This is a genomic window from Bacillus sp. FSL R5-0447, from assembly GCF_038606125.1.
In the GTDB taxonomy this organism is placed as follows: Bacteria; Bacillota; Bacilli; order Bacillales; family Bacillaceae; genus Bacillus; species Bacillus velezensis.
Genome location: NZ_CP152012.1, coordinates 1,571,363 through 1,593,517, shown reverse-complemented (window position 1 = coordinate 1,593,517; position 22,155 = coordinate 1,571,363). Strand labels below are relative to the sequence as shown.

General features: G+C 43.3%; 7 protein-coding genes. All 7 read right to left on the bottom strand.

Going from position 1 to position 22,155, the window contains the following annotated elements; genetic code table 11:
* Nucleotides 1-1,329, bottom strand: a complete 1,329-nt coding sequence (pdhC, locus tag NYE68_RS08135) for a pyruvate dehydrogenase complex dihydrolipoyllysine-residue acetyltransferase (protein WP_003154526.1) — start codon at nt 1,327-1,329, stop codon at nt 1-3.
* A gap of 124 nt (nt 1,330-1,453) precedes the next feature.
* A complete protein-coding gene (pdhB, locus tag NYE68_RS08130) occupies nt 1,454-2,431 on the bottom strand; it encodes a pyruvate dehydrogenase complex E1 component subunit beta (protein ID WP_003154528.1) in 978 nt (325 codons plus the stop codon).
* A gap of 3 nt (nt 2,432-2,434) precedes the next feature.
* Nucleotides 2,435-3,550, bottom strand: coding sequence for a pyruvate dehydrogenase (acetyl-transferring) E1 component subunit alpha (gene pdhA, locus NYE68_RS08125; RefSeq protein WP_003154530.1), 1,116 nt, complete (start codon nt 3,548-3,550; stop codon nt 2,435-2,437).
* Nucleotides 3,551-4,019: 469 nt separating this feature from the next.
* Nucleotides 4,020-5,111: a serine hydrolase domain-containing protein gene (locus NYE68_RS08120; RefSeq protein WP_324635874.1), complete on the bottom strand. Its 1,092-nt coding sequence runs from the start codon at nt 5,109-5,111 to the stop codon at nt 4,020-4,022.
* A gap of 32 nt (nt 5,112-5,143) precedes the next feature.
* The gene (locus NYE68_RS08115; RefSeq protein ID WP_324635875.1) at nt 5,144-8,995 is read right to left on the bottom strand and encodes an alpha/beta fold hydrolase; all 3,852 of its coding nucleotides are present in this window, start codon (nt 8,993-8,995) and stop codon (nt 5,144-5,146) included.
* 50 nt (nt 8,996-9,045) lie between these two features.
* Nucleotides 9,046-16,425 carry a type I polyketide synthase gene (locus tag NYE68_RS08110; RefSeq protein WP_039251579.1) on the bottom strand — a complete coding sequence of 2,460 codons (7,380 nt, stop codon included), beginning with the start codon at nt 16,423-16,425 and terminating at the stop codon, nt 9,046-9,048.
* Entirely contained in the window at nt 16,425-22,136 is a 5,712-nt protein-coding gene (locus tag NYE68_RS08105; protein ID WP_061861431.1) for an SDR family NAD(P)-dependent oxidoreductase, read from the bottom strand. Before NYE68_RS08105 ends, NYE68_RS08110 begins: the two co-directional genes overlap by 1 nt.
* Nucleotides 22,137-22,155 lie beyond the last annotated feature (19 nt).

Below are 22,155 nucleotides of genomic sequence, written 5' to 3'. Positions count from 1 at the left end.
TTACGCCTCCATTAAAATAAGTTGTGGATCGTTCAGTAAACGCTTGATGTGGTTTAACGCATTTTGTGCAGTTGCTCCGTCAATCATACGGTGGTCAAAGCTGAGAGAAAGAGCTAAGACAGGAGCAGCTACAATTTCACCGTCACGGACGATCGCTTTTTCAGCAATACGGCCGATACCGAGAATCGCAACCTCTGGGTGGTTGATAACCGGTGTGAACCATTGGCCTCCGGCAGAACCGATATTTGTGATCGTGCAAGAAGCGCCTTTCATTTCCGCAGGTGCAAGCTTGCCTTCACGCGCTTTTGTAGCAAGGCTGTTGATTTCATCAGAGATTTCGAAAACGGCTTTACGGTCGGCATTTTTCACTACCGGCACAAGCAGGCCTTTTTCGGTATCCGCTGCAATTCCGATGTTGAAGTAATGTTTTTGGATCACTTCATCTGTTTTATCATCAATCGATGTGTTTAAAACAGGGAATTTTTTCAAAGCGGATGTTAATGCTTTGACGACGTAAGGCAGATAAGTCAGCTTGATGCCTTGATCAGCAGCAACTTGTTTGAACTGTTTGCGGTGAGCAACAAGATTTGTTACGTCAACTTCATCCATAAGAGTTACGTGCGGTGCAGTATGCTTAGAGTTCACCATTGCTTTCGCGATCGCTTTACGGATACCGCTCATTTTTTCGCGTGTTTCAGGGAATTCGCCTTCAGGAGCCTGAGCCGCTGCAGGTTTAGCTGTTTCCTGAGGTGCAGCTGTTTCTTGCGGTGCCGCTTCTTGAGCCGCTCCTCCATTTGCAAAGCTGTCGATATCTTCTTTTACAACACGTCCGTTATTGCCTGAACCTGTTACTTTACGGATATCCACGCCTTTTTCACGGGCATATTTGCGTACGGAAGGCATCGCGATCACGCGTTTGTTCGGATCAGCTTCCGCTTGGTCCTGCTGTCCTGCGCCGGTTTCTTTTGCAGGCTCTTTAGGAGTCTCTTCTTTAGAGATGTCCTGCCCTGCTTCAGCAGACGACTGAACTTGAGCCTCAGTTTTCGCCTCTCCTGAATCATGGCTTCCTTTGAATTGAAGATCTTCGTAACCAGGTGCGTCAAACGTAATAATCGTTTGTCCAACAGTTGCAACTGTTCCCTCTTCAACTTTTAATTCTAATACTTTTCCTTTAACAGGTGAAGGAATTTCTACCACTGCTTTATCATTTTGCACTTCAGCCAGAACATCGTCTTCTTCTACCTCGTCGTTCGGCTTCACAAACCATTTTACGATTTCGCCTTCGTGGATACCTTCCCCGATATCCGGAAGTTTAAATTCAAATGCCACAGTTTTCGACCTCCTAGTTGATTAAGCAAATTTTAGTTATGCATACGCAAGCATTGAACCTAGTAAACAGACTCCTTCATCATAAGAGAAAAGGACTCTCTTTACCGTCTTTTATGATGCCTGATTAAAATTCAAGAACTTTTTTCGCAGTTTCAAGAACGTCTTTATGGTTTGGAAGCCATACGCTCTCAGCAAGCGAGAAAGGAAATACTGTATCAGGCGCCGCAACACGCAGAACCGGAGCTTCCAGGCTCAGAATCGCGCGGTCATTGATTTCAGCTACAACGTTGGCAGCGATGCCGGCTTGTTTTTGAGCTTCTTGCACGACAATTGCGCGGCCTGTTTTTTCAACAGAAGCAATAATCGTATCAATATCAAGCGGACTTACAGTGCGAAGGTCGATAACTTCAGCAGAAACGCCTTCTTTTTCAAGCTCTTCAGCAGCCTTAAGCGACTCATGAACCATCGCGCCGTATGTGATGATAGAAAGGTCAGTACCTTCGCGTTTCACATCAGCTTTGCCAAGCTCAATTGTGTATTCCTCCTCAGGAACTTCCTGACGGAAAGAACGGTAAAGTTTCATATGCTCTAAGAAAACAACCGGATCATTGTCTCTGATAGAGGCAATCAACAGTCCTTTTGCATCGTAAGGAGTGGATGGGATAACAACTTTAATACCCGGCTGCTGAGCGATAAGGCCTTCCAAACTGTCAGCGTGAAGTTCAGGTGTATGAACCCCTCCGCCGAATGGAGAACGGATTGTCACCGGAGAAGTCCAGCGTCCGCCGGAACGGTAGCGGAGACGAGCCATTTGTCCTGAGATTGAATCCATTACTTCATATACGAATCCGAAGAATTGGATTTCCATAACAGGACGGTAATCTTGCAGGCCTAAACCGAGAGCGAGACCGCCGATACCGGATTCAGCAAGCGGCGTGTCAAATACGCGGTCCTCACCGAATTCTTTTTGAAGGCCTTCAGTTGCACGGAATACGCCTCCGGCAACGCCTACATCTTCCCCGAAAAGCAGAACGTTTTCATTGTTTTTCAGTTCTGTGCGTAACGCATCAGTGATCGCTTGAATCATTGTCATTTGCGCCATGGCTTACTTCGACTCCTTCGCTTTGTAAATTTCAAGTTGTTCTTTCAAGTTGAACGTCGGCTCTTCAAACATATTCTCAATCAGCTCTGTTACTTTCGGTTTTGATTCGCCGTCAGCCTTTTTGATAGCTTGTTTGATTTCTTCTTTGGCCTGTTCAATCACTTTGTTCTCTTCTTCTTCAGACCATAGTCCTTTGTTTTCCAAGAACTTGCGGAAACGTACGAGCGGGTCTTTTTGCTCCCATTCATTTTCTATTTCTTTCGTACGATATTTAGTCGGATCGTCACCGGACATTGTATGAGGTCCGTAACGGAATGTAAGAGTTTCAATCAGAGTCGGACCTTCACCGTTAATTGCGCGCTGGCGTGCTTCTGCGGTTGCAGCGTAAACGGCAAGTGCATCCATTCCGTCTACTTGAACACCTGTAATACCGACGGCAACTGCTTTTTGGGCAATTGTCTGTGCGGATGATTGCTTTTCTACAGGAGTTGAAATCGCATAGCGGTTATTCTGAACAACGAAGATCGCTGGCGCTTTAAATGCTCCGGCAAAGTTCATTCCTTCATAGAAGTCACCTTGAGAAGCTCCGCCGTCACCAGTGTAAGTAATAGCTACCGCTTTTTTACCGCGCTTTTTAAGACCTAAAGCTACACCTGCGGTTTGGATAATTTGAGCACCAATAATAATTTGAGGTGATAAAGCATTTACTCCCTCAGGCATCTGATTACCTTTAAAATGGCCTCTTGAGAACAGGAATGCCTGGTGTAAAGGAAGACCGTGCCAAATCAGCTGAGGAACGTCACGATAACCCGGAAGGATAAAGTCGTCCTGTTCAAGCGCGAAGTGTGATGCAATTTGAGAAGCTTCCTGGCCCGCTGTCGGTGCATAGAAACCTAAACGTCCTTGACGGGAAAGAGAAATTGAACGCTGGTCTAAAATGCGGATATACACCATTCTTCTCATTAATTCCTTTAACTGATCATCTGAAAGATCAGGCATTGCGTCTTTATTTACGACTTCTCCTTCAGCATTTAAAATTTGGAACGTTTCAAACTGCTTATTAATAGCATCAAATTGTTTTTTGCTATCAACAATTGAAGTTTTTGTCTTTGCAGCCATTTTTTAAACCACCTCTTCTTTTGATTTAACAGGGTTAGGATACCGTTTAGCCATCCGTATTAAAAACAGTCTTATCATGCTCTGCAATTCTAAAATTAATCATTCAGAAATTCACATAGCGCTTAAGCAAAGATAATGACGTTTAAACTGTACTAATAAAAAAAGATTTTTTATTAGTACAATATGATCAACAACCATAGTTTACAGTAATTAAACAAAGCCGTCAATTATTTATAACCTCATTTTGAAACCGCTTATAAAACATAAGATCATATTGCGCCAAACTGTACTATAAAAGACTTTAAACTGTATTATAAAAATGCTCTACTGTACTATAATTAAAAAAAATTACAAAGAGTAAATTAAGTTATTTAACTTCGGGGCAGGCTTTGAAAAGATGCCGCGGGATAAAAACGGGCAGTTAGCAATCGTCCCGCCTGCCGAACAGACGGGACGACGCTTTTGACAATTATTCAATACCCGCCCACACGATATTCAGCGGCGTCAGCACGGCATGAGGGTGAAACTCGGAAATCGGAGTGAAAAATACATACGTAAAATCTTCGGCTGGATCAGAAAACATGCCGCACCACCCCATTCCAAGATGTGAGAAGGTGCCTTCTGTCATGAAATAATGGTCACCGGCCGGCCACAAATTAATGCCTAAACCAAAGCCGCCTTCCTCTCTGGGCGCTCCGAAGAAGTAAAAAGGAAGACCGGGCTTTATTTGATTTCTCAGCATCGCTTCGACTGTTTTTCTTCCAAGCAGCTTCTTATCTTTCAATCTGCCTTTATTTCTAAACATTTCAGCTAACTTCCAAATATCTCGCAATGAAGAGTACAGACCGCTGGTCGCTTTATTCGGAAAATACGGGTGATGACTTTTTTCCAGCTGTACGCACTCGTGCTCATTGATCACACAAACTTCTTCTTTTAAAGCATCAGGCACATAAAAATACGTTCTTTCTAATCCGAGCGCTTCAATAATATGCTTTGTTACATACTGTTCGTAGGATACGCCTGTTACTTTTGAAATAATGATGCCAAGTATAACAAAACCGGTTCTGGAATAGTTCCATGCTTCATCCACTCCGTACTCCAAAGGCGTACTGACCAGATAGTTTATCCATTCTTCCTCATTCGTTAAGTCAATGCCTTCAGCCTTTTGAATATCCAGCTCAAAACTTAATCCCGCCGTATGAGTCAAAAGGTGCAAAATTTTAATGTCTCCGAAACCCGGTTTATCAAACGCTGGCAAAATGAGCTTGACCGGCATTTTCAGATCGAGCAAACCTTTTTCGACGAGCTGCATGACGGCTACAGCGGTAAACACTTTTGTCAAAGAACCGATTTCTCTGATTGTATCAAGCTGAAATGTTTGCTTTTCTTTTTGTCCGCCGGTAAATTCCCCTAACGACTCAGCTGCAAAAACCTCACCTCCTCTTGACATCATATAACTCGCACATTGCAGATCTCCATTGTCTATCATCGTCTGATAATGACCGTTAAGAGCGTTAATTTGTTTCATATCAAATGCCGGATTGCTTATTGTTTGTTTCATTGTTTTCTCCCCCTGTACTGTATGTATCGTTTTCATCCCTTACTTACTGATTTCTTGATGAATTCTGACACCGCTTTATTAAATTCTTCCGGATGTGTGATGTTCGGAAGATGCCCCGCTCCCTTAATTTTCTTTAATTCTGCATTGCTCAGCAGGTTCTGCAGCCTTTTTGTTTCTTTCTGATCAACTACGCTTTCCTTCTCACCCGTAAGGATAAGCGTTCTTGTATGAATGTCTTTTAAAAAGCCGATCGTAGAATAGCCTTCTTGTTGATGTATCTTCATAAAACGTTCAATAGAAGCATTTAGGAATTGATTACTGTATAAACTTTCATATTCATGTGATTTTCCTATAGCTATAAAATCATTTTTCAGTTTTTCCTCGACACTGCTTTCAGGGTCTTCTTCGTATTCGGTGTAACTTCCGGAAAGAATGAGCGTTTTTACTTTTTCAGGGTATTCATAGGCAATCCTCTGCCCTATCATGCCTCCCCAAGAAGCTGCCGCAATGTGGATCGGCCAAGCAACCCCTATCTCGTTCAGCACTTCGATAAAAGTCTGAGCCAGCCCGCTCAGTGTAAAATCGGCGCTCCCCTCACTCAGCCCGTAACCCGGTGTGTGTATGACAATTACATTAAATTGATCTGCCCACTCCTTCATTTGTTCTTTCCACATGTAAGCAGTGGTAGCAAAACCGCAAATCAGTAAAATTGTTTCACCCTTACCGCTCATCAATATTTCCATTTGCCGGGCATTTTCTGTGTTTGCCAGAAAATGAACGGTTTCCGTTTCTTCTGTCTGGTAAAAAGCGATGAGTTTTTTTGCGGCATCGCTTTGATTGTGCTGAAGGGCTCCTTTCTTCAGTCTGCTCCAATAATGCAAATAATCGTCGAGATGACGATTGGAAGCTGTGCCGAGTATTCGGAAAGGACTTTCAGCTTCTTCCGTAACGATTGACGAAGCATCAAAATCGGCTGCAATCGCTGAATCTCTTACCAGAGGCGGTGCTGAACGGGCGGATAACGGCTTGAAATCGTTTTGTATTTTTTCTTTTTCTCCGTATAACACGATCAGCTGGTGGCCTCGGCCGAGAAGCGAGTGTTCAAAAGCTTTGATTCCGGCAGTATTTTCTAAGGGGTGAAGTCCGTACTCCATTTTCATAATATCTTGAATGCCGGGATCAACTGACATGCCTCCTTCTTTCCAGAAAGGCCAATTTACAGCGATGGTTTTTCCTGATCTTCCCCCCGCCTTTCTCATACATTCCCTCCACTCGGCAAAATGCTCCAGAAAACGATTGGCGTAGGCGTAATCGGCTTGACCCAGACTTCCGATTTCTGAGGAGATGGAAGAAAACAAAACAAAAAAGTCTAAAGGCATATCTCTGAGCGCTTCATCCAAATGAATCACACCATTGACCTTTGATTGCAGCACCGCTTGAGCTTCCGCGTCTGTTTTATTCATAATGAGAGAGTCTTTTAACACGCCTGCACTGTAAATGACCCCGTTGATTTCGGAATAATCAGCATGAATTTTTTCCGCTAACTTGATGACCTGCTGCTTATCTGACATGTCAGCCTGGATATAAGAAATGCTTGCCCCGTCATATCGGATGCTGTCTAATTTTTCTTCCATGTCTGCTGTCATTTTCGATCGCCCGGCAATGATAACGCTGGCTCCGTGATTTGCATAAAGAAACGCTGAAATAATCCAGCCGATGCCGCTTAATCCTCCGATGATGAGATACACCCCGTTTTTTGCAAACTTGGCGGCCTTTTGTCCTGTTTGCGGCGAAGCGTCTTTATATGCTGTCACCCGCCTTTTTTGATCGCCGTCATATTTCACAGCCTGATGATGTCCGGCACTTAATTCATTGAGAAGCAAAGGTGCTTTTTCAATGGTTTGTCTTGAAGAAATCTCAACCGTTTTACACTTTATATTCGGCTGCTCCGCATTCAGCGTTTTAAAAAAGCCTCCAATCGCGGCGTAAACCGGATTTGTATATTGACCCTTGTCATGTACGTACAAAATGTTGATGTTTTCTTTTGTTTTTTGACGGATCAACGCTTTGCTTAAATAAAGGATTGAATAAAAGCTGTGAGTCAAATCTAACGCTGCCTCAGTATAAGCTTTTTTTGACAGGTAATGAATGATTGACGCCGGAAACGCTCCGGACTTTTTAAGATCTTCTAACAGTCTGGTGTAATGAGCAGACTGCTCCGGATTAATTTTATAATGCTTTTCATTTACCATTTCATATTCAGCGGCGGCTTCCGCATAAATAACATTTTCACTGCCGATGTACTTTCGGATTTCATCACTCAATGAACTGTCGAAATCGAAAATCAATGTATTTTCCTTAGGTACTTCTCCGGACTTTAATGGCGATTCTATCCATTCTTTTTGTAAATACAAGGAATCAAGCACCGGCTTTTCAGACGGCTCTTTCGTTTGCGTTTTTTCTTTAAAAGCTGCGGCCGGCGTATTACGCACATCATATTTTTCTTCTAAATAAGCCGCTAAATCATGAATATTGTTATAATCAAAAAGCAATGTCGGATACAATTGTGTATCCAATCTTTCCTCGAGCATTTTCGATATATGCAGCAGCTGTTTTGAGTCAAGACCCAGTTCGTAAAAAGATTGGTGTTTGTCCGCTTTATTTGGCGGTGTGTTTGTAACCTCTCCAATAATGGATGACAGCTCATCTGTTAATGTTTTATGACTGTCTTGGTGCTGAACTGTATCAGAGATAGAGTCTGTAATGTTAGCTCCGTATTTCTCCTGCAGAAATTCCGTCAATTCACCGATTGTGGAGTAATCAAATAATAAAGTCGGGTACAGCTTTGAACCTAACATCAGTTCTAACTTTTTGGATAAGTCTAATAATTGTTTAGAATCCAAGCCCATCTCATAAAAGGAAATATCATTCTTCACTGTTTCAGCAGGTTTTTCAATCATGCCGGCTATCTCTTGGATCAAATTATTTCTGATTATTTCTTTATTTTTCGTTGCGCTGCCGACCTCTTTAGCTTTTTGGGAATGCTCCAGCCTTTGTATTGAATTTTCATTTCTGACTCTTTTCACACCGAATCGCTCATAATAAAAAGCAAGCTCTCCATCAGGCCTGTATACTTCTATGTCCGCATATAAAATGTCTTTAGAAGGCGGCTGCGTTATACTGGTTTTATTAATATACACAAAACAAGACCCAGTTGTTTTATGCAGTGCCCGGAATGTCTCAATATATATAGGGATAAACGCATTTGTTCCTTCATCCGGCAAGTCTGATGTAAGGATTCCCAACAAGCTGAGAGACCCATCCAAAAATGCGGGATGCATGTAAAAGTCATCTGTATATTCTTTTGAAAGTCCGCTTAAACTAACCTCTCCCAGAATATAATTTTCACCTTCATATACCGTACCTTCCAATTTCATAAAATCTTTATGAATCAGGCCGCCTCTACGCAAATTACGATAGGCGGCTTCAGCATCCGAAATCCGGACGGCCCCTTTCTTTAATTCTTCGATTGAAATTGTCTTTTCGTTTATCGCATTTTTTCTTATGATTTCCGCCTGCAAGTTGACTGACGCTTCACCTTCCGCCTTTTCAGCGACCCATTTCCTGCTTGTTATTTCAACAAGCCAGCCGTTTTCTTGTTCCGTAAACTGGAAGGTGACTTTTTTATCAAAATGGACTGACGTCGCAACAGGTTCACGGAATAAAACATGTTTGATTTCAAAACTTCGGGGTGATATCCCTTTCTCAGCTAAAAATCGTGTTATTAAATCCAGATACGTTACGCCGGGTATCGTACGCACTTGATGAAGGACATGGTCTGAAACAATATAATCGTCATGTTTGACTAATACGCTGAACCTCATGCAACTCGACAACCTTTCTTCTTTTACAAAGTAAAGAAACAGAGCAGGTGCTACTCTGTTTCATCAATAATTTCAAGAAGCCGTTTTTTATTCTGTTTGATTTGTTTTTTCCGATTTGAATCCGGCCAGTACTCTTTTCTGACAAACTCGGCAGGAGGCAGCGGAGTTCTGACGGAATGATATGAATCATCCAGGCCGCTTACCAAAAGGTGGGCGTTTGTTCCGCCAAAACCGAAAGCGCTGATGCCCGCCCTCCGTTTTCCATCCTTCCAGCTTCTCAGCTCTGTATTCGGATAAAAAGGCGACTTTTCAAATTCAAAGCGGGGATTTGGCGTTTCACAATTCAATGTAGGCGGAATTTCCTTATGCCATATTGATAAAATCACTTTAATGAAACTTGCCGCTCCGGCAGCGCTTAATAAGTGTCCGATATTGGTTTTCACACTTCCTACTCCGCAAAATTGCGTTTTGTTTGTGTCTCTTCGGAATACTTTTGTCAGAGCCTGAAGCTCGATCGGATCTCCAATCATCGTGCCTGTGCCGTGAGTTTCGACGTAGCTGACTGATCCGGGAGTGATATCGGCTTTTTCAAATGCATCTTGAATAACCTGCTCTTGAAGCTTAGGATTCGGGGTCGTAATTCCCATTGTCGCACCGTCGTTATTAATAGCTGATGCTTCAATGATACCGTATATCCGATCTCCGTCAGCTTTCGCTTTCTCCAGCGGTTTTAACAGAACAGCGCCAAAACCCTCTCCGGGTACAAAACCGTTTGCCCTTTCATCAAAAGTAAAACACTGACCGTCCGGCGAAAGAGCTCCTCCTTCTGTTAACATCAGGTAAGGAATTTCATCCAAAAGCAGATCCGCCCCTCCTGCCAGCGCCATCTCTGAATCACCGTTTTTTATGCTTTGGCAGGCTAAATGAATGCTGACTAATGAAGAAGAACAAGCGGTATCAGAAACCATGCTTGGACCGTGAAAATTAAAGAAATGCGACACATGTGAAGCAATAAAGTTTTGACTAAGCCCGACGATGTGGCTGCTGCTTTCTTTCGGCAGTTTGTGACCGTAGCCGCCCATTCTGGAACCGACAAATACGCCGACTTTTTTTCCCGATAATTCCGTTTCTTCATAACCGGCATCCCGTACAGTCTGTACACTCGTTTCTAAGAAATGTCTTATCAGCGGGTCCGTTTGGATGGCTTTCTCCTCTTCCATGCGGAAATACTCCGGATCGAAGCTGCCGATTCCATTGATAAATCCTCCCCATTTGCTGATGCTTTTTCCCTTTTGCTGCACCGGAGAGTAATTTTCTTCTATATTCCACCGGGAATCAGGTACTTCTTTAATATGATTCTTCCCTTTTCTCAGATTGTTCCAAAATTCCTCTTTATCAGCCGCTCCAGGGAACTTACATCCGATTCCGATAACAGCTATCTTTGCAGAGGAAGCCGTCTGCGGTTCTGTATTTCGGCTCGTCACAGACTGCATATCTTGCTGATTGCTGCTTTGAGAATCAGTCTGTTCGATTTGTTTCTTCAACGGCGGCGCCGTCTTACCGATATATTCCGCAAGACCATGAATCGTGTTGTGTTCAAGAAGCACAGTAGGGTCAATTTTTTTCTGAATCATTGCTTCTATTCGATGTATAATGCTGACAAGAAGTATAGAATCCACACCGTATTCCTGAAAATCCGTATTTGGGTTAAGCTTTTCAAGGGGAATGCTCAATTCCTCGGCAAATACGGCAGAAAGTTCACTGACAAGCCCTTCTGAATGATCAAAAGTGTCGGGAGTCTCCTGTCTTCGGACTGGAACCGAAGCTCCGCCGGTTTTATTGATGTTCAGGAGACTGTCTGCATGAAACACTGTTCCTTTTTTCACGATAGGAATGATATTGGCTGATTTTTTCTCCAGTGCATGATACAAAATCGCCAGTCCTTCCCGTGTGGATAGAGAGTTCAGTCCCAATTCATCATATAAAGGACTCGTCACAGTACCCATTCCGACTTCTTTCCAGCTCGGCCAATTGATTGACGTGAAATACGTTCTCCCCTTTTGAAAATGATAAGCCGCGAAATAGTCCATATATGCGTTTGCAGACGCGTAATCAGTCATTCCTTTCGACAGTTTGGGTGACTGTGCTGCAATTGATGAAAATAGAATAAAGAAATCCAGCGGCCTATTATTAAAAATCCGCTCCAAATTTTGAAGTCCAGTGACTTTCGGCCCGTACACCGTCTTAAATTCACTCATTCTTTTATGAATAAAGGCCGGATTTCCGCCGCTGTGCAGTCCGGCACAGTGTATGATACCGCTTATATCTTTAAATTCAAGGCTTACTTGGTGAAAGAATGAACGCAGCTTCTCTTCATTTGTGAGAGAACCGCTGTAATACAGATAGTTGACACCTTTCTCTTCAAAACTTTGAAACAGTTTTATATTGCTGACTGTCTTTTCGTCCTGTCTGCCCTCTTTCAGCAAATGATCCCATTCACTTCGCAAAGGTAATGGACGCGTACCCGTCAGCACGAGTTTTTTCACTCCCCGTTTCACCAAATCTTCAGCTATTGCTCTGCCAATGCCCCCTGTCCCGCCGGTAATCACGACGGCTTTATCCGCAGGAAATGAAACAGGCCCGCCGGTATGGATTCTTTCTTCTTCAAAATACGGAACATATCTGACGCCGCTGCGGTAGCATACTTCATTCTCTCCGGTACATTGCCTTTCATTCTCAAAGATTTGTTTCAGCTCATGCGTTTCTTTCATGCTGTCTATATCTATTGTTTTCACATGAACAAAACCGTATTCCGCAGAAAGGGCTTTCAGAAAAGCCGCTGATTCTGCCCCCGTCAGCTTTGGTTTTTCCGCTTTAAATACCTGCAAGCCCTTGGTGATTTGTAAAATGGATAATGGTGTTTCCTTTTTACTCCGCTTAATTATTTCTTGTATAAATAAGAATTTACCATATGGGATGCCGTTCTGATTGTCACTCTGGTTTCCGATATCTGAGAAATCAATTATATTTTGGATCTGCCGCTCACCGCCCGAGAAGATCTCACGGATAACGTCGTATGCGTGGTTTTCATCTAATAAAGAACACTCAAACATTTGATCAGAGTGTTTTATAAATGAAGAGTGATGTTTTATGACAATCAGATTCTCCTGATCTATATCCGAACAAATAGAGCGGGCAATTGATTCTGTGTCTTGATTTACAAATGCTACTGTCAGTCCGTACTCTTTTGTTTCGGATGGATTTACAAACGGATTCTCCCTCCATTTTTTTTGCAAGTGATGTTGAAAAGAATGCTGAGGGATCTCTGTCTTCTTAGTCCTGGACGGAACCCAATAACGTTCTTTTGCAAACGGATAAGTCGGAATTGAGATCCGTTTACCCGGCTGCTGTAAATGTTGATGAACGGATTTCCAGTCGACATCCGCCCCCCAAACCCATAATTGAGCCAGCTTTTCCGCATCACCGTTCTCAATAATAGTCTTTACAAACAATTCACCTGCTGTGCCTTCCGTTAACACCTTCATTTTTTCAGCAAATGCATCTGCTGATTGCTGATGAACATATACGCCTGGAACTTGCTTGTCACCGCGGCAAAACTCAAATAATTTATCTTTCATTTCTTTAAGAGACGTACCGGTAATCGCCGCTCTGGCCTCCATCGCTTCTCTGCCCGATTGTGTAGTGTATGCCAGATCCCGTAAAACGACGCTTTCCGATTGGCTGCCTTCCATCACTTCATTCGGGAACAGGTTTCTTATCGCTCCGGCATATTCCTTCAATAAGTATTCAGTAACCGCTTGAATGGAGGGGCAATCAGTTAATTCATACATCGTGAGTTCAATATGAAACATTTCGTTAATAAAATCCGCCATCCGGCTTAATTCCAAAGGCCCTACGCCAAATTCACTCAGGTGATCAGCAATATTAATTTCTTCCGGATGGATATGAAGCAATTCCGAAACAAACGGTTTGAGTACTTCATACACCTTTTCTCTCATATCAGGCTGCTTATCCTTTACTTCAGGACTTAGTGAACGTTGGATAAAATCTCTCATGTTTTCGGCATACTCAAGAAGACGTTCATTGTCTTTGGCAGATAACAGGACAATATGCGGTTCGTTCTCAACATGTTCTGTTGAGACGTTTGTTTCTTCATATTCTTCTATAATGATATGAACGTTCGTTCCTCCCGCTCCGAATGAGCTGATCCCCGCTCTTCTCGGAACAGTTACTGTTTTTCCGTTTTCCTGCAGTTTTGGTTTCTTCCAATCTTGCAATGACCGCTGTACATAAAAGGGAGATGCTTTAAAATCGATATTTGGATTCAACGTCTCCGCATGGATGGAAGGAAACAGTTTTTTCAGTTTCATTTGCAAAAGAACCTTTGTCAAACCGGCAATTCCCGCTGCGGCCTCAAGATGGCCGATATTTGATTTGACAGAACCGATGGAACAATATTGAGTGTGCTCCGTAAATTCCCGAAACGCTTTTGTTAACCCGGTGATCTCAATCGGGTCTCCAAGAGAAGTTCCCGTTCCGTGAGCTTCAATATAACTAATTGTACGAGGGTCAATACAAGCTTTCTGAAGCGCTTCCTGTATCAGTTCAGACTGACCATTTGGATTAGGAACCGTAAAACCGTTTGTTCTCCCTCCGTGATTGACCGCTGTCGCTTTAATCAGCGCATAAATATGATCTCCATCCCTTACCGCTTCCGCCGCCGGCTTTAAAAGTACGGATCCCACTCCTTCTCCCGGTACATAACCGTCACCGCCTTCGCCGAATGTACGGCATCGGCCATCACTTGCAAAGAAGCGGCTTTGATTTAATAATGTATATTTATTGGGATGAAGCGTAAGATTGACCCCGCCCGCAACAGCAAGTGTGCTTTCTCCTCTTCGTATACTTTCACAGGCTAAGTGAATGGCGTTAAGAGAGGATGAACACATTGTATCAACCGCCATACTCGGCCCCTTAAAGTTAAAGAAATATGATATTCTGTTTGCTATTGCAGAAAATGGAGACCCGACGGCCAGTTCATTTCCTTTAAGTGATTCTTCAACGCCGAAAAATTGATAGCTTCCATATGTGACGCCTGCAAATACTCCGACCTTTTTGCGGGTCAGATCTGAAGGTTTATAACCCGCATCCTCTATGGTATTGTACACTGTCTCTAAAAAGAGACGTTCCTGAGGATCAAGAAAAGCCGCTTCTTTCGGTGATATCCGGAAAAATAAAGGATCAAACCGGTCTGGATTTTTCAGAAAACCTCCCCACTTATAGCAGCTTCCCTCCAGCATTTCCTTCCGGTCATCAGGAATTTCGCTTACGCAATCCCGTCCATTCATCAGCACATTCTGGAACTCCCTGATGTTTTCCGCGCCCGGATACCTGCCGCTGACACCGATAATGGCTATATCAGCAGAAAGGGGATCGGCCGCCATGTGCTCTTTTGAATCTTCTCCTTCAGAGCGTACCGGCGCTTTTGTTTCCACTGGTTTTCTTTTTGGCTTTTTTTGATATGAGACAAGTTCAGATGTGCCGGCCGGTTTCAGCAGTTTCATCATTCGTTCGCTGTGATGACTCAGGAAATATTCGGCTAACTGAGATATTGAATGATATTCAAAAAATAATGTTTTCGACAATCTGCCGATACTTTGCTCCAGCTTTTTGGTCAGACGCATGATCATTACTGAATCAATGCCGTATTTCTCCAGGTATTGTTTTTCATCTATGAGTGAGACCGGTAATTTCAATTCCTCTGACATTATATTTTTCAGATAACTGATGATATTTTGTCTTAATTCATCGTTTTGCAAATCGGCATCTTCCTGCTGGTCTGAATGTAAGCTGATTGTGCCGGCACGCTTCAGCACATCCTCAATCTTTTCTTTACGGCCTTTCAGGGCAATCAGCTGTTCAGATGATTGACACAAGCTGTTCTCCAGAGCCTGTATTCCGTCACCGTCATCTAACGGGTCAAGACCGAGTTCCTGTTTCATGTAGGATATTCCTTCATCGTCAATATTCATCCCGCCGGAAGTCCATAGCGGCCAATTGACTGACACTATCCTTTCGGCAGACTCTTTTGCGGTCATAACTGCTGCATACTGATCCAAACAGGCATTGGCGAAAGCATAGTCACATTGGCCGGCTGAGCCGAAGACTGCGGATGTGGATGAAAACAAGACAAGTAATTCAACTTTCATTTTTTTGATTTCTTCCGCCAGCCACAGCGTGCCATAAACTTTCGAACCTGTGACTTGATCAATTTCTTCTTTTGTCTTTCTTAAGATAAAAGAGTCACGGAGTACGCCGGCACTGTGAAATACTCCATGTAAGGTGCCGAACTGCTCTTTTGCAAAAGCAAACATCCGTTCAGCATCACTTTGTTTTGAAACATCAGATCGGATATATTCAACTGTTGAACCTGAACTTCTTAAATATTCGATCTTTTTCTCCTGCTCTTCAGTTAAATCAGAGCGCCCCGTCAATATGAGATTCGCTTTCCATTTTTCCGACAGATGTTTTGCCAGAATATAACCGAGACCGCCCAGGCCTCCTGTAATCAGATAATTCCCATGATGTTTCAGCGGCTGGGTTAAATCGAATGAGCCGGCTTTATTATAGCTTTTCGTAAAACGTCTGCCGTTTTCATAGCGCACTTCAAAATGGATATCCCGTTTTTCGTCACACTCTCTCTGATATATATCCGCTATTGCTGGAAGAGCGGCTCCCGCACCCTCTGATTGCGTGATATTGATAATCTGATAGTGAAAATTGGGGTGTTCCTGGTGAACGGTTTTCACCAATCCGCCGAGAGCATGATGCAGCGGCAGTTGTTCTTTATTCTCTGTTTGAAAAATATGCGTCAGCTTTATTATCTTTTTCCATTTTAGTTCAATCAGCGCCTGTGTAATATACAGAAGAGAAAACAATCCGTTTTCCAATTGTTTCTGTATACCTTCCTTCCTCATGTCAGCCTGAGAATCAGACCACAAGTGAAGAATCTTTTCGGGCAGCTGATAATGATCATGAATGTATCGGAACAGCTTTAGATAATCGTCTTTTTTCACGTGGTTCATACAAATCGTATCATCATGTAAAACAGCAAATTCTTTTCCGCGGATAACAAACAAGAGAGTACAGTCCTTAAACAAACCGCTCAATTCTTGTATTTGCCGTTCATTTTCTGCAAAAATCAGGAGCAATCCCGTCAAGGGTACGCTCTTCTTACTCGGAATGAACGATTCAGTCCATTCCGGCTTGTAATAAAAAAGCGGATGGTTCGATGCCCGTGATTTTTGATTCTGAATGGATGTCACACGGGCATAGCCTTCGTCAGCCGATATCTGTCCTGATTGAATCAGATCAAGAATATCGCTGATTTGTTCACGTTTTCCGTTCATCATTCTTCCCCCATTAATTGTTTCAATACAGCCTTCTGATCAATATCATTGGTTTCCAATTGACGCAGGAGACGAATGAGTTCGTCGTCCGTCTGAACAGTGTCTTTTTCATGACCATATCTGAATCTCACATCTCTGCACTCTGCCAGAATGCTTCCGTTTTCATCTGTAAATGTCATATGACACGTTACATCACGGCTGTTCTGCCGGTTCTCTTTTTGAGTATAGACATAAAAATTTTGAGCGAGAGGGTGATAGACATCCGCCGCTCCCATTCCGATCAAATCCGGGAAGGTTTCGCCGCTGACAAAAAACGCACTGGCTTGAATCGCGGACTCAAGCGCTTCAGGAGAGATCGTAAAATTCTCTCTTTTTGCATAAAGCTCATCCGGCAATGAATGAAGCGACAGCATTCCGTCACTGTTTTTCGCTGATTCAATGACAAAAGGCGCTTCAGCCGGATGTTCAGTCATTTCTGATTTGACTTCAGCAATATCAAGCGCTTCAGGAAGCATACCGCTTTCAGGCTTAACAATATGCGCATTTCCCCTGGCAAGACGTACTTTATTCTCATTTTTTGTGTTTGCATATATGTCAAACCGCGCAAAGTCGCGCTCAGGCGTCAGCGTAATCATCAGTTCCCTTATATCAGTCATTCCGTTCATGCTTTCGGTCCACAATAAATCAGTCAATGTTTGAACTGGTTGTCCAAATGCCGCCGCTGCATTGACGATAGCCATTTCAGCCAAAGATGCATAAGGGAAAAAGGACACGTTTCCTTCAGACAGACTTAGTGCGAACGGATGATTACGGGTGATTTTTTTCGTGAAACTGAACTGATTAAAATCGGACGTGTTACTCCCCAAGAAAGGGTGACCCGGCTTACTCATATCCGCTGAAACAAGCGTTTCCCCTTTTTCCGCTATCCAATACCGCTGTTTGATCAGCGGTTGTCCCGGAATAGAAATCCTGCGAGCATTCCGATTCACCTCAAAAGTCTCCCAATCTATCTTTCTTCCATTTACCCATTTGGATGCTGCTTCGGCGTAATCTGAACAAACGTGAGGCATTTCATTGTGAACTTCTGATTCGAATGTATTACCGGTATAGCTTAAGCTGCTTTTTTCACCCCTGGTATAAGCTGAAAGCTCTTCAGCAATGACCCGCCCGGAATCTGCCACTATCGCCAGCCGTTCTTCCATATGATCGCGTCCCGTCTGAAGTGTATAGGCAATATCCTGAAGACGCAGTTTATGATTGTTATCCTTCGATTCATTTTCTGATAGAAAATCAGCCATAACCTTCGCATATTTTATCAGCCGTTGCTTGTCTTGAGCCGATAAAACAAAGATCACTCGGCCGCTTTGATGATCAAAAGCTTTTGGCGGCTCATACGCTTCCAATATAAGATGCGCGTTTGTTCCTCCTGCCCCAAAAGCGCTTACCCCGGCTCTCAAAGGATGAACAGCATTGCTGTTTTGCGGAATATTCCATTCAGCCGCTTTCCGCTGCACTTGAAAAGGAACCTGATCAAAATCTATAAACGGATTAACAATATCGGAATGCAGAGAAGGAACAAGCTGCTTATTCTTCATTTGGAGAAGCACTTTCGTTACCGCAGCGATTCCTGCCGCAGATTCTAAATGTCCGATATTTGATTTCACCGAACCGATGGCGCAAGGATGGTTCAATTGATAGGAATCTTTCAGTCCTTGAATTTCAATCGGATCGCCTAATGACGTACCCGTTCCATGCGCTTCAATATAATTGACGGTATTCGGATCAATGTCAGCTTTACGAAGCGCTTCTGAAATGACCTCCGCCTGCGCATCCGGATTCGGTATGGAATACCCGCTCGTCTTTCCTCCATGGTTAACGGCGCTTCCCTTAATCACACCGTATATTTGATCTTGATCGTCTATTGCTTTTTTCAATGGTTTTAACAATACGGCCCCGACTCCCTCTCCGGGAACATAACCGCTTCCATCTTTTCCAAAACTCCGGCATCTGCCGTCACTTGATAGAAACTGTCCCATGCTGAGGAACTTATATTTATTCGGATGTATTGACAAATTCACTCCGCCGGCTAATGCCATATCGCTCTCTCCGCAATGTATGCTTTGGCATGCGTAATGAATAGAGGTCAGTGATGAAGAGCACATTGTATCCAGAGCCAAACTCGGACCTTTTAAATGAAAATAATAAGACACCCGATTGGCAATTGAAGAATAGACGGACGCCGGCGAGAAAGCCACTCCATTTTCTTCTCCTTCAAATAGTTGATATTGGCCCCACATTGCACCGACAAATACACCGACTTTCATCTTTTCCAGCATGTTTCTCGGGTACCCTGAGTCTTCAAAACAATGTTTGGCCGTTTCTAAAAAGAGCCTTTCCTGGGGATCCATAAGTTCTGCTTCCCTTGGGGAAATATGAAAGAAAAGCGGATCAAATTGATCGGCTCCGCTGATAAAACCTCCCCACTTGCTGTAAGACTTCCCTTTCATATCTCTGTCTTCGCTGAAGAAATCATCCATATTCCAGCGGTCAGGCGGGATTTCTGTAATACAATCTTTTCCGCTCTTTAAATTTTCCCAAAATTCAGGTAAGTCTTCAGCCATCGGATACTTCCCGCTTAATCCGATAATGGCAATGTCCTCATGCCTTGTATCAGCTGTTTCATTTATTTGGATCTCACGGCTTTCATCCTCTATGAAGGTATCTTGAAGTGCAGATTCCAATTTTTCTTTGTCACCTTCAAACACGATCAGCTGTGATGCGTTCAGAGAGAGTGAATCTTGAAAAGCTTTGATCCCATTGGTTTTACTAAGAGGAACCATACCGATTTTTTGTTTCATCCATTTTTCAGTTTGTTTATCCACTTTCATGCCGCCGTCTTCCCATAGCGGCCAGCCGATGGCTACTGAGACGCCGGAGCGTTCTTTTTTCCGCCTCATTCCTTCACGCCACTCAGCGAAAAGATCGATGAAGCGGTTGGCCAATGCGTAATCCGTCTGTCCGATATTCCCGTACATCGAGGTGCTTGATGAAAACATCACAAAGAAGTCCAAAGGTTCGGTTTGCAGCAAGCTGTCCAATAAGACCGTCCCATTTATTTTCGGAGCGATTACTTCCTGAATTTCATCTTTTGATTTTTGAATCAATAAAGCGTCGTGCGTCACACCGGCACTGTGTATCACACCGTTGATTTCCCCAAATTTCCTTTTAATGGTTTTTATGATTCGCTCTGCATCGCGGCTATCTGAAAAATCACCTCTTATATATTGAAACGAAGAACCGCCTGCTTTCATTCGGCTGATTTTGTTCTTTTTGTCTTCCGTAAGTTCAGAACGGCCCGCTAAAATAATATTGGCTTTCGTTTGGGCTGCGATATGTTCTGCAAATATAAGGCCTAAGCCGCCGGCCCCTCCTGTAATCATGTATACTCCGTTTTCTTTAAAGGAGAAATCTGAGTTTGGAGCCGGTTCTGCTTCCCGTAAGGCACGGACCCAGCGCACATTTCCTTCATAATAAAGATCGGTTTCTCCCGGATGCGCTTCCGTAGATTCGACTCTGATGATTTCAGCTGTAAGTTCCGGCAACGATGACTTGTCTGAAACTGACATCCCGATTGTCTTAAGGGCCAGTTTCGGGTTCTCAAGCACAATAGACTGCCCTGCGCCATGGACTGAAGCATAAAGCGGCTGATCATTTTTATGATCCGCCGGATAAAGGAAAAGCGATACAACCTTTTTTTCCGTCTTGCTGCGCATCAATGCCCGGCTGAAAAAGAATAGCGGGTAAGCCCCCTTAGAAAGCTGTTCACTTATTTTTTCCGGGCCGGCAAATGACCCTTCCGGCCACCCGTAAACCACGGTGTCGGGCATTTGCCCCCTTTTTTTCAGATCAGCTGCAAGCCTGTCAAAGTGAGCTTCCTCCCTGTGATCTATCTCATAAACACCGTCTCCGTGATAGGAGAAACGATTCCCTGATAAAACGAGAATGATCTGTGTATTTTCGAATCCATTTTCAGCATTTTCCCGCATAAAATGAAAAAGCTCTCTGTCATATTGAAACAGCAGGCATGTTCTTTTCTTTTTATTTCCGCAATTCGGGTCCCAAGCGGCAGCCTTTTGTCTCCAATGCGGCGTTAAATAGGTCAGAGCCGTATGATTCTCTCCATGATGAAGAGGGAGGTCTTTTTCAACGGAAGTTTTTTCGCCGCTCTCTGCAAAATAGTTTGCAAGTTTTTGAATCGTCGGATACTCAAACAATAAAGTAGGGTACAGTTCCCTGCCTGTTTTCTCTTCCAGTGCCTTTACGGCTTGCATAAGTGTTACGGAATCGAGGCCTTGTTCATAAAAACCTTTTACCACAGAGAGTGTTTCAGGGGCAGTCCCTTTGATATCTGCGATCAGCTGCTGAATGTCTCCTTCTGTTATAAGAGCGGAAAGATTTTCGTTCATACTTTCTTTCATGTCAGGCTTTTCAGCCGGTTGATTTCGCGTTAAGAAATAACTGGACATTCTTTGATTTTCTTTAATATACGCGGCGAGTTCCCGGATCGTTTTCTGCTCAAACAGGAGTGTAGGATACAGCTGTTCCCCTGTTTTGTTTTCAAGTTCTTTAACAATGGCAAGCAAAGAAGCTGAATCCAGGCCCTGTTCATAAAAACCAATGTCTGTCCTTATGTCACGCAGATCTATATTTGAAACCCCGGATATTAATTCTTTAAGGTGTGTCTCGATGCTTTCGCTTCGATTTATGATTGAATCTTTTCTGATCAGGCTGTCTTTTGGCTGAGAAGCCGCTTCAGTTTCCAAACGAGTCTGCTTCAGGTTTTCAATTAAATCTTTTGAGCGAATATGTTTCACAGACAGCCGCGTAAAATAAGCGATCATCTCCCCGTATGCATCGTACAAACCGTAACTTACTTGGATGACATCCCCTGAATCATGATTTTGGTCTTGCTTCTCTATGTACACATAACACCTGTCTTCCAGGCGCTTCGTCATACGGAAAGATTCAATATGAATGGGAATATACGTTTTCATCCGGCTTGCCGGAGATCCTTGTGTAAAATATTCGGGACATGCCTGATAAAGGATCGATATGATGGTAGACGCATCAAGAAAAGTGGGATGCAATTGAAAATAGCCGGTATATTGATTGGCAATTTGGCTGAGCGACAACTCTGCAAGTACAGAATGATCAGACGCATAAACCTTCCCCGGACTCTTCATAAATTCAAAATGCTCTATATCAACCTTTTTTAAATAGTCATAACATATCTCCATATCGGCTTCACGGACGGAGGCATTTTTGATTTCATCGATATGAATTGAACTCATGCTTTCCGGGAATTTCTGCATGAGCCTGCAGGTCATATTCTCATCCCAGCTTTCATCCAGGATGCGGTCATCTTTTACCTTTCTGCTCTTCGCCTGAATTTCCCATCCCTGTTCCAATCCCTGAAAAAGGATGCGGATTTCTCTGTCAAAGGTATCCGCTGTTGCTACAGGTTCCAAATACAAAATATTCTGACACTCGAGTTCTTCAATAGGCAAACCTTTGCTCAGCGCCATACGGTATATCATATCTAAAAATGTGACACCGGGTATAATCCGGGTGCCATGCACCCGGTGATCCCTGACAATATAGTCCGTATGTTTAATTGTTAATGTGAACTGATAGTTTTGATTACTGGCCACCTGTCTCATTCCTTTTCTT

What these genes read in the sequence shown, in the direction of transcription:
- pdhB (WP_003154528.1), bottom strand. Translation starts at nt 2,431, where the DNA reads ATGGCGCAAATGACAATGATTCAAGCGATCACTGATGCGTTACGCACA.
- pdhA (WP_003154530.1), bottom strand. Translation starts at nt 3,550, where the DNA reads ATGGCTGCAAAGACAAAAACTTCAATTGTTGATAGCAAAAAACAATTT.
- NYE68_RS08120 (WP_324635874.1), bottom strand. Translation starts at nt 5,111, where the DNA reads ATGAAACAAACAATAAGCAATCCGGCATTTGATATGAAACAAATTAAC.
- NYE68_RS08115 (WP_324635875.1), bottom strand. Translation starts at nt 8,995, where the DNA reads ATGAGGTTCAGCGTATTAGTCAAACATGACGATTATATTGTTTCAGAC.
- NYE68_RS08110 (WP_039251579.1), bottom strand. Translation starts at nt 16,425, where the DNA reads ATGAACGGAAAACGTGAACAAATCAGCGATATTCTTGATCTGATTCAA.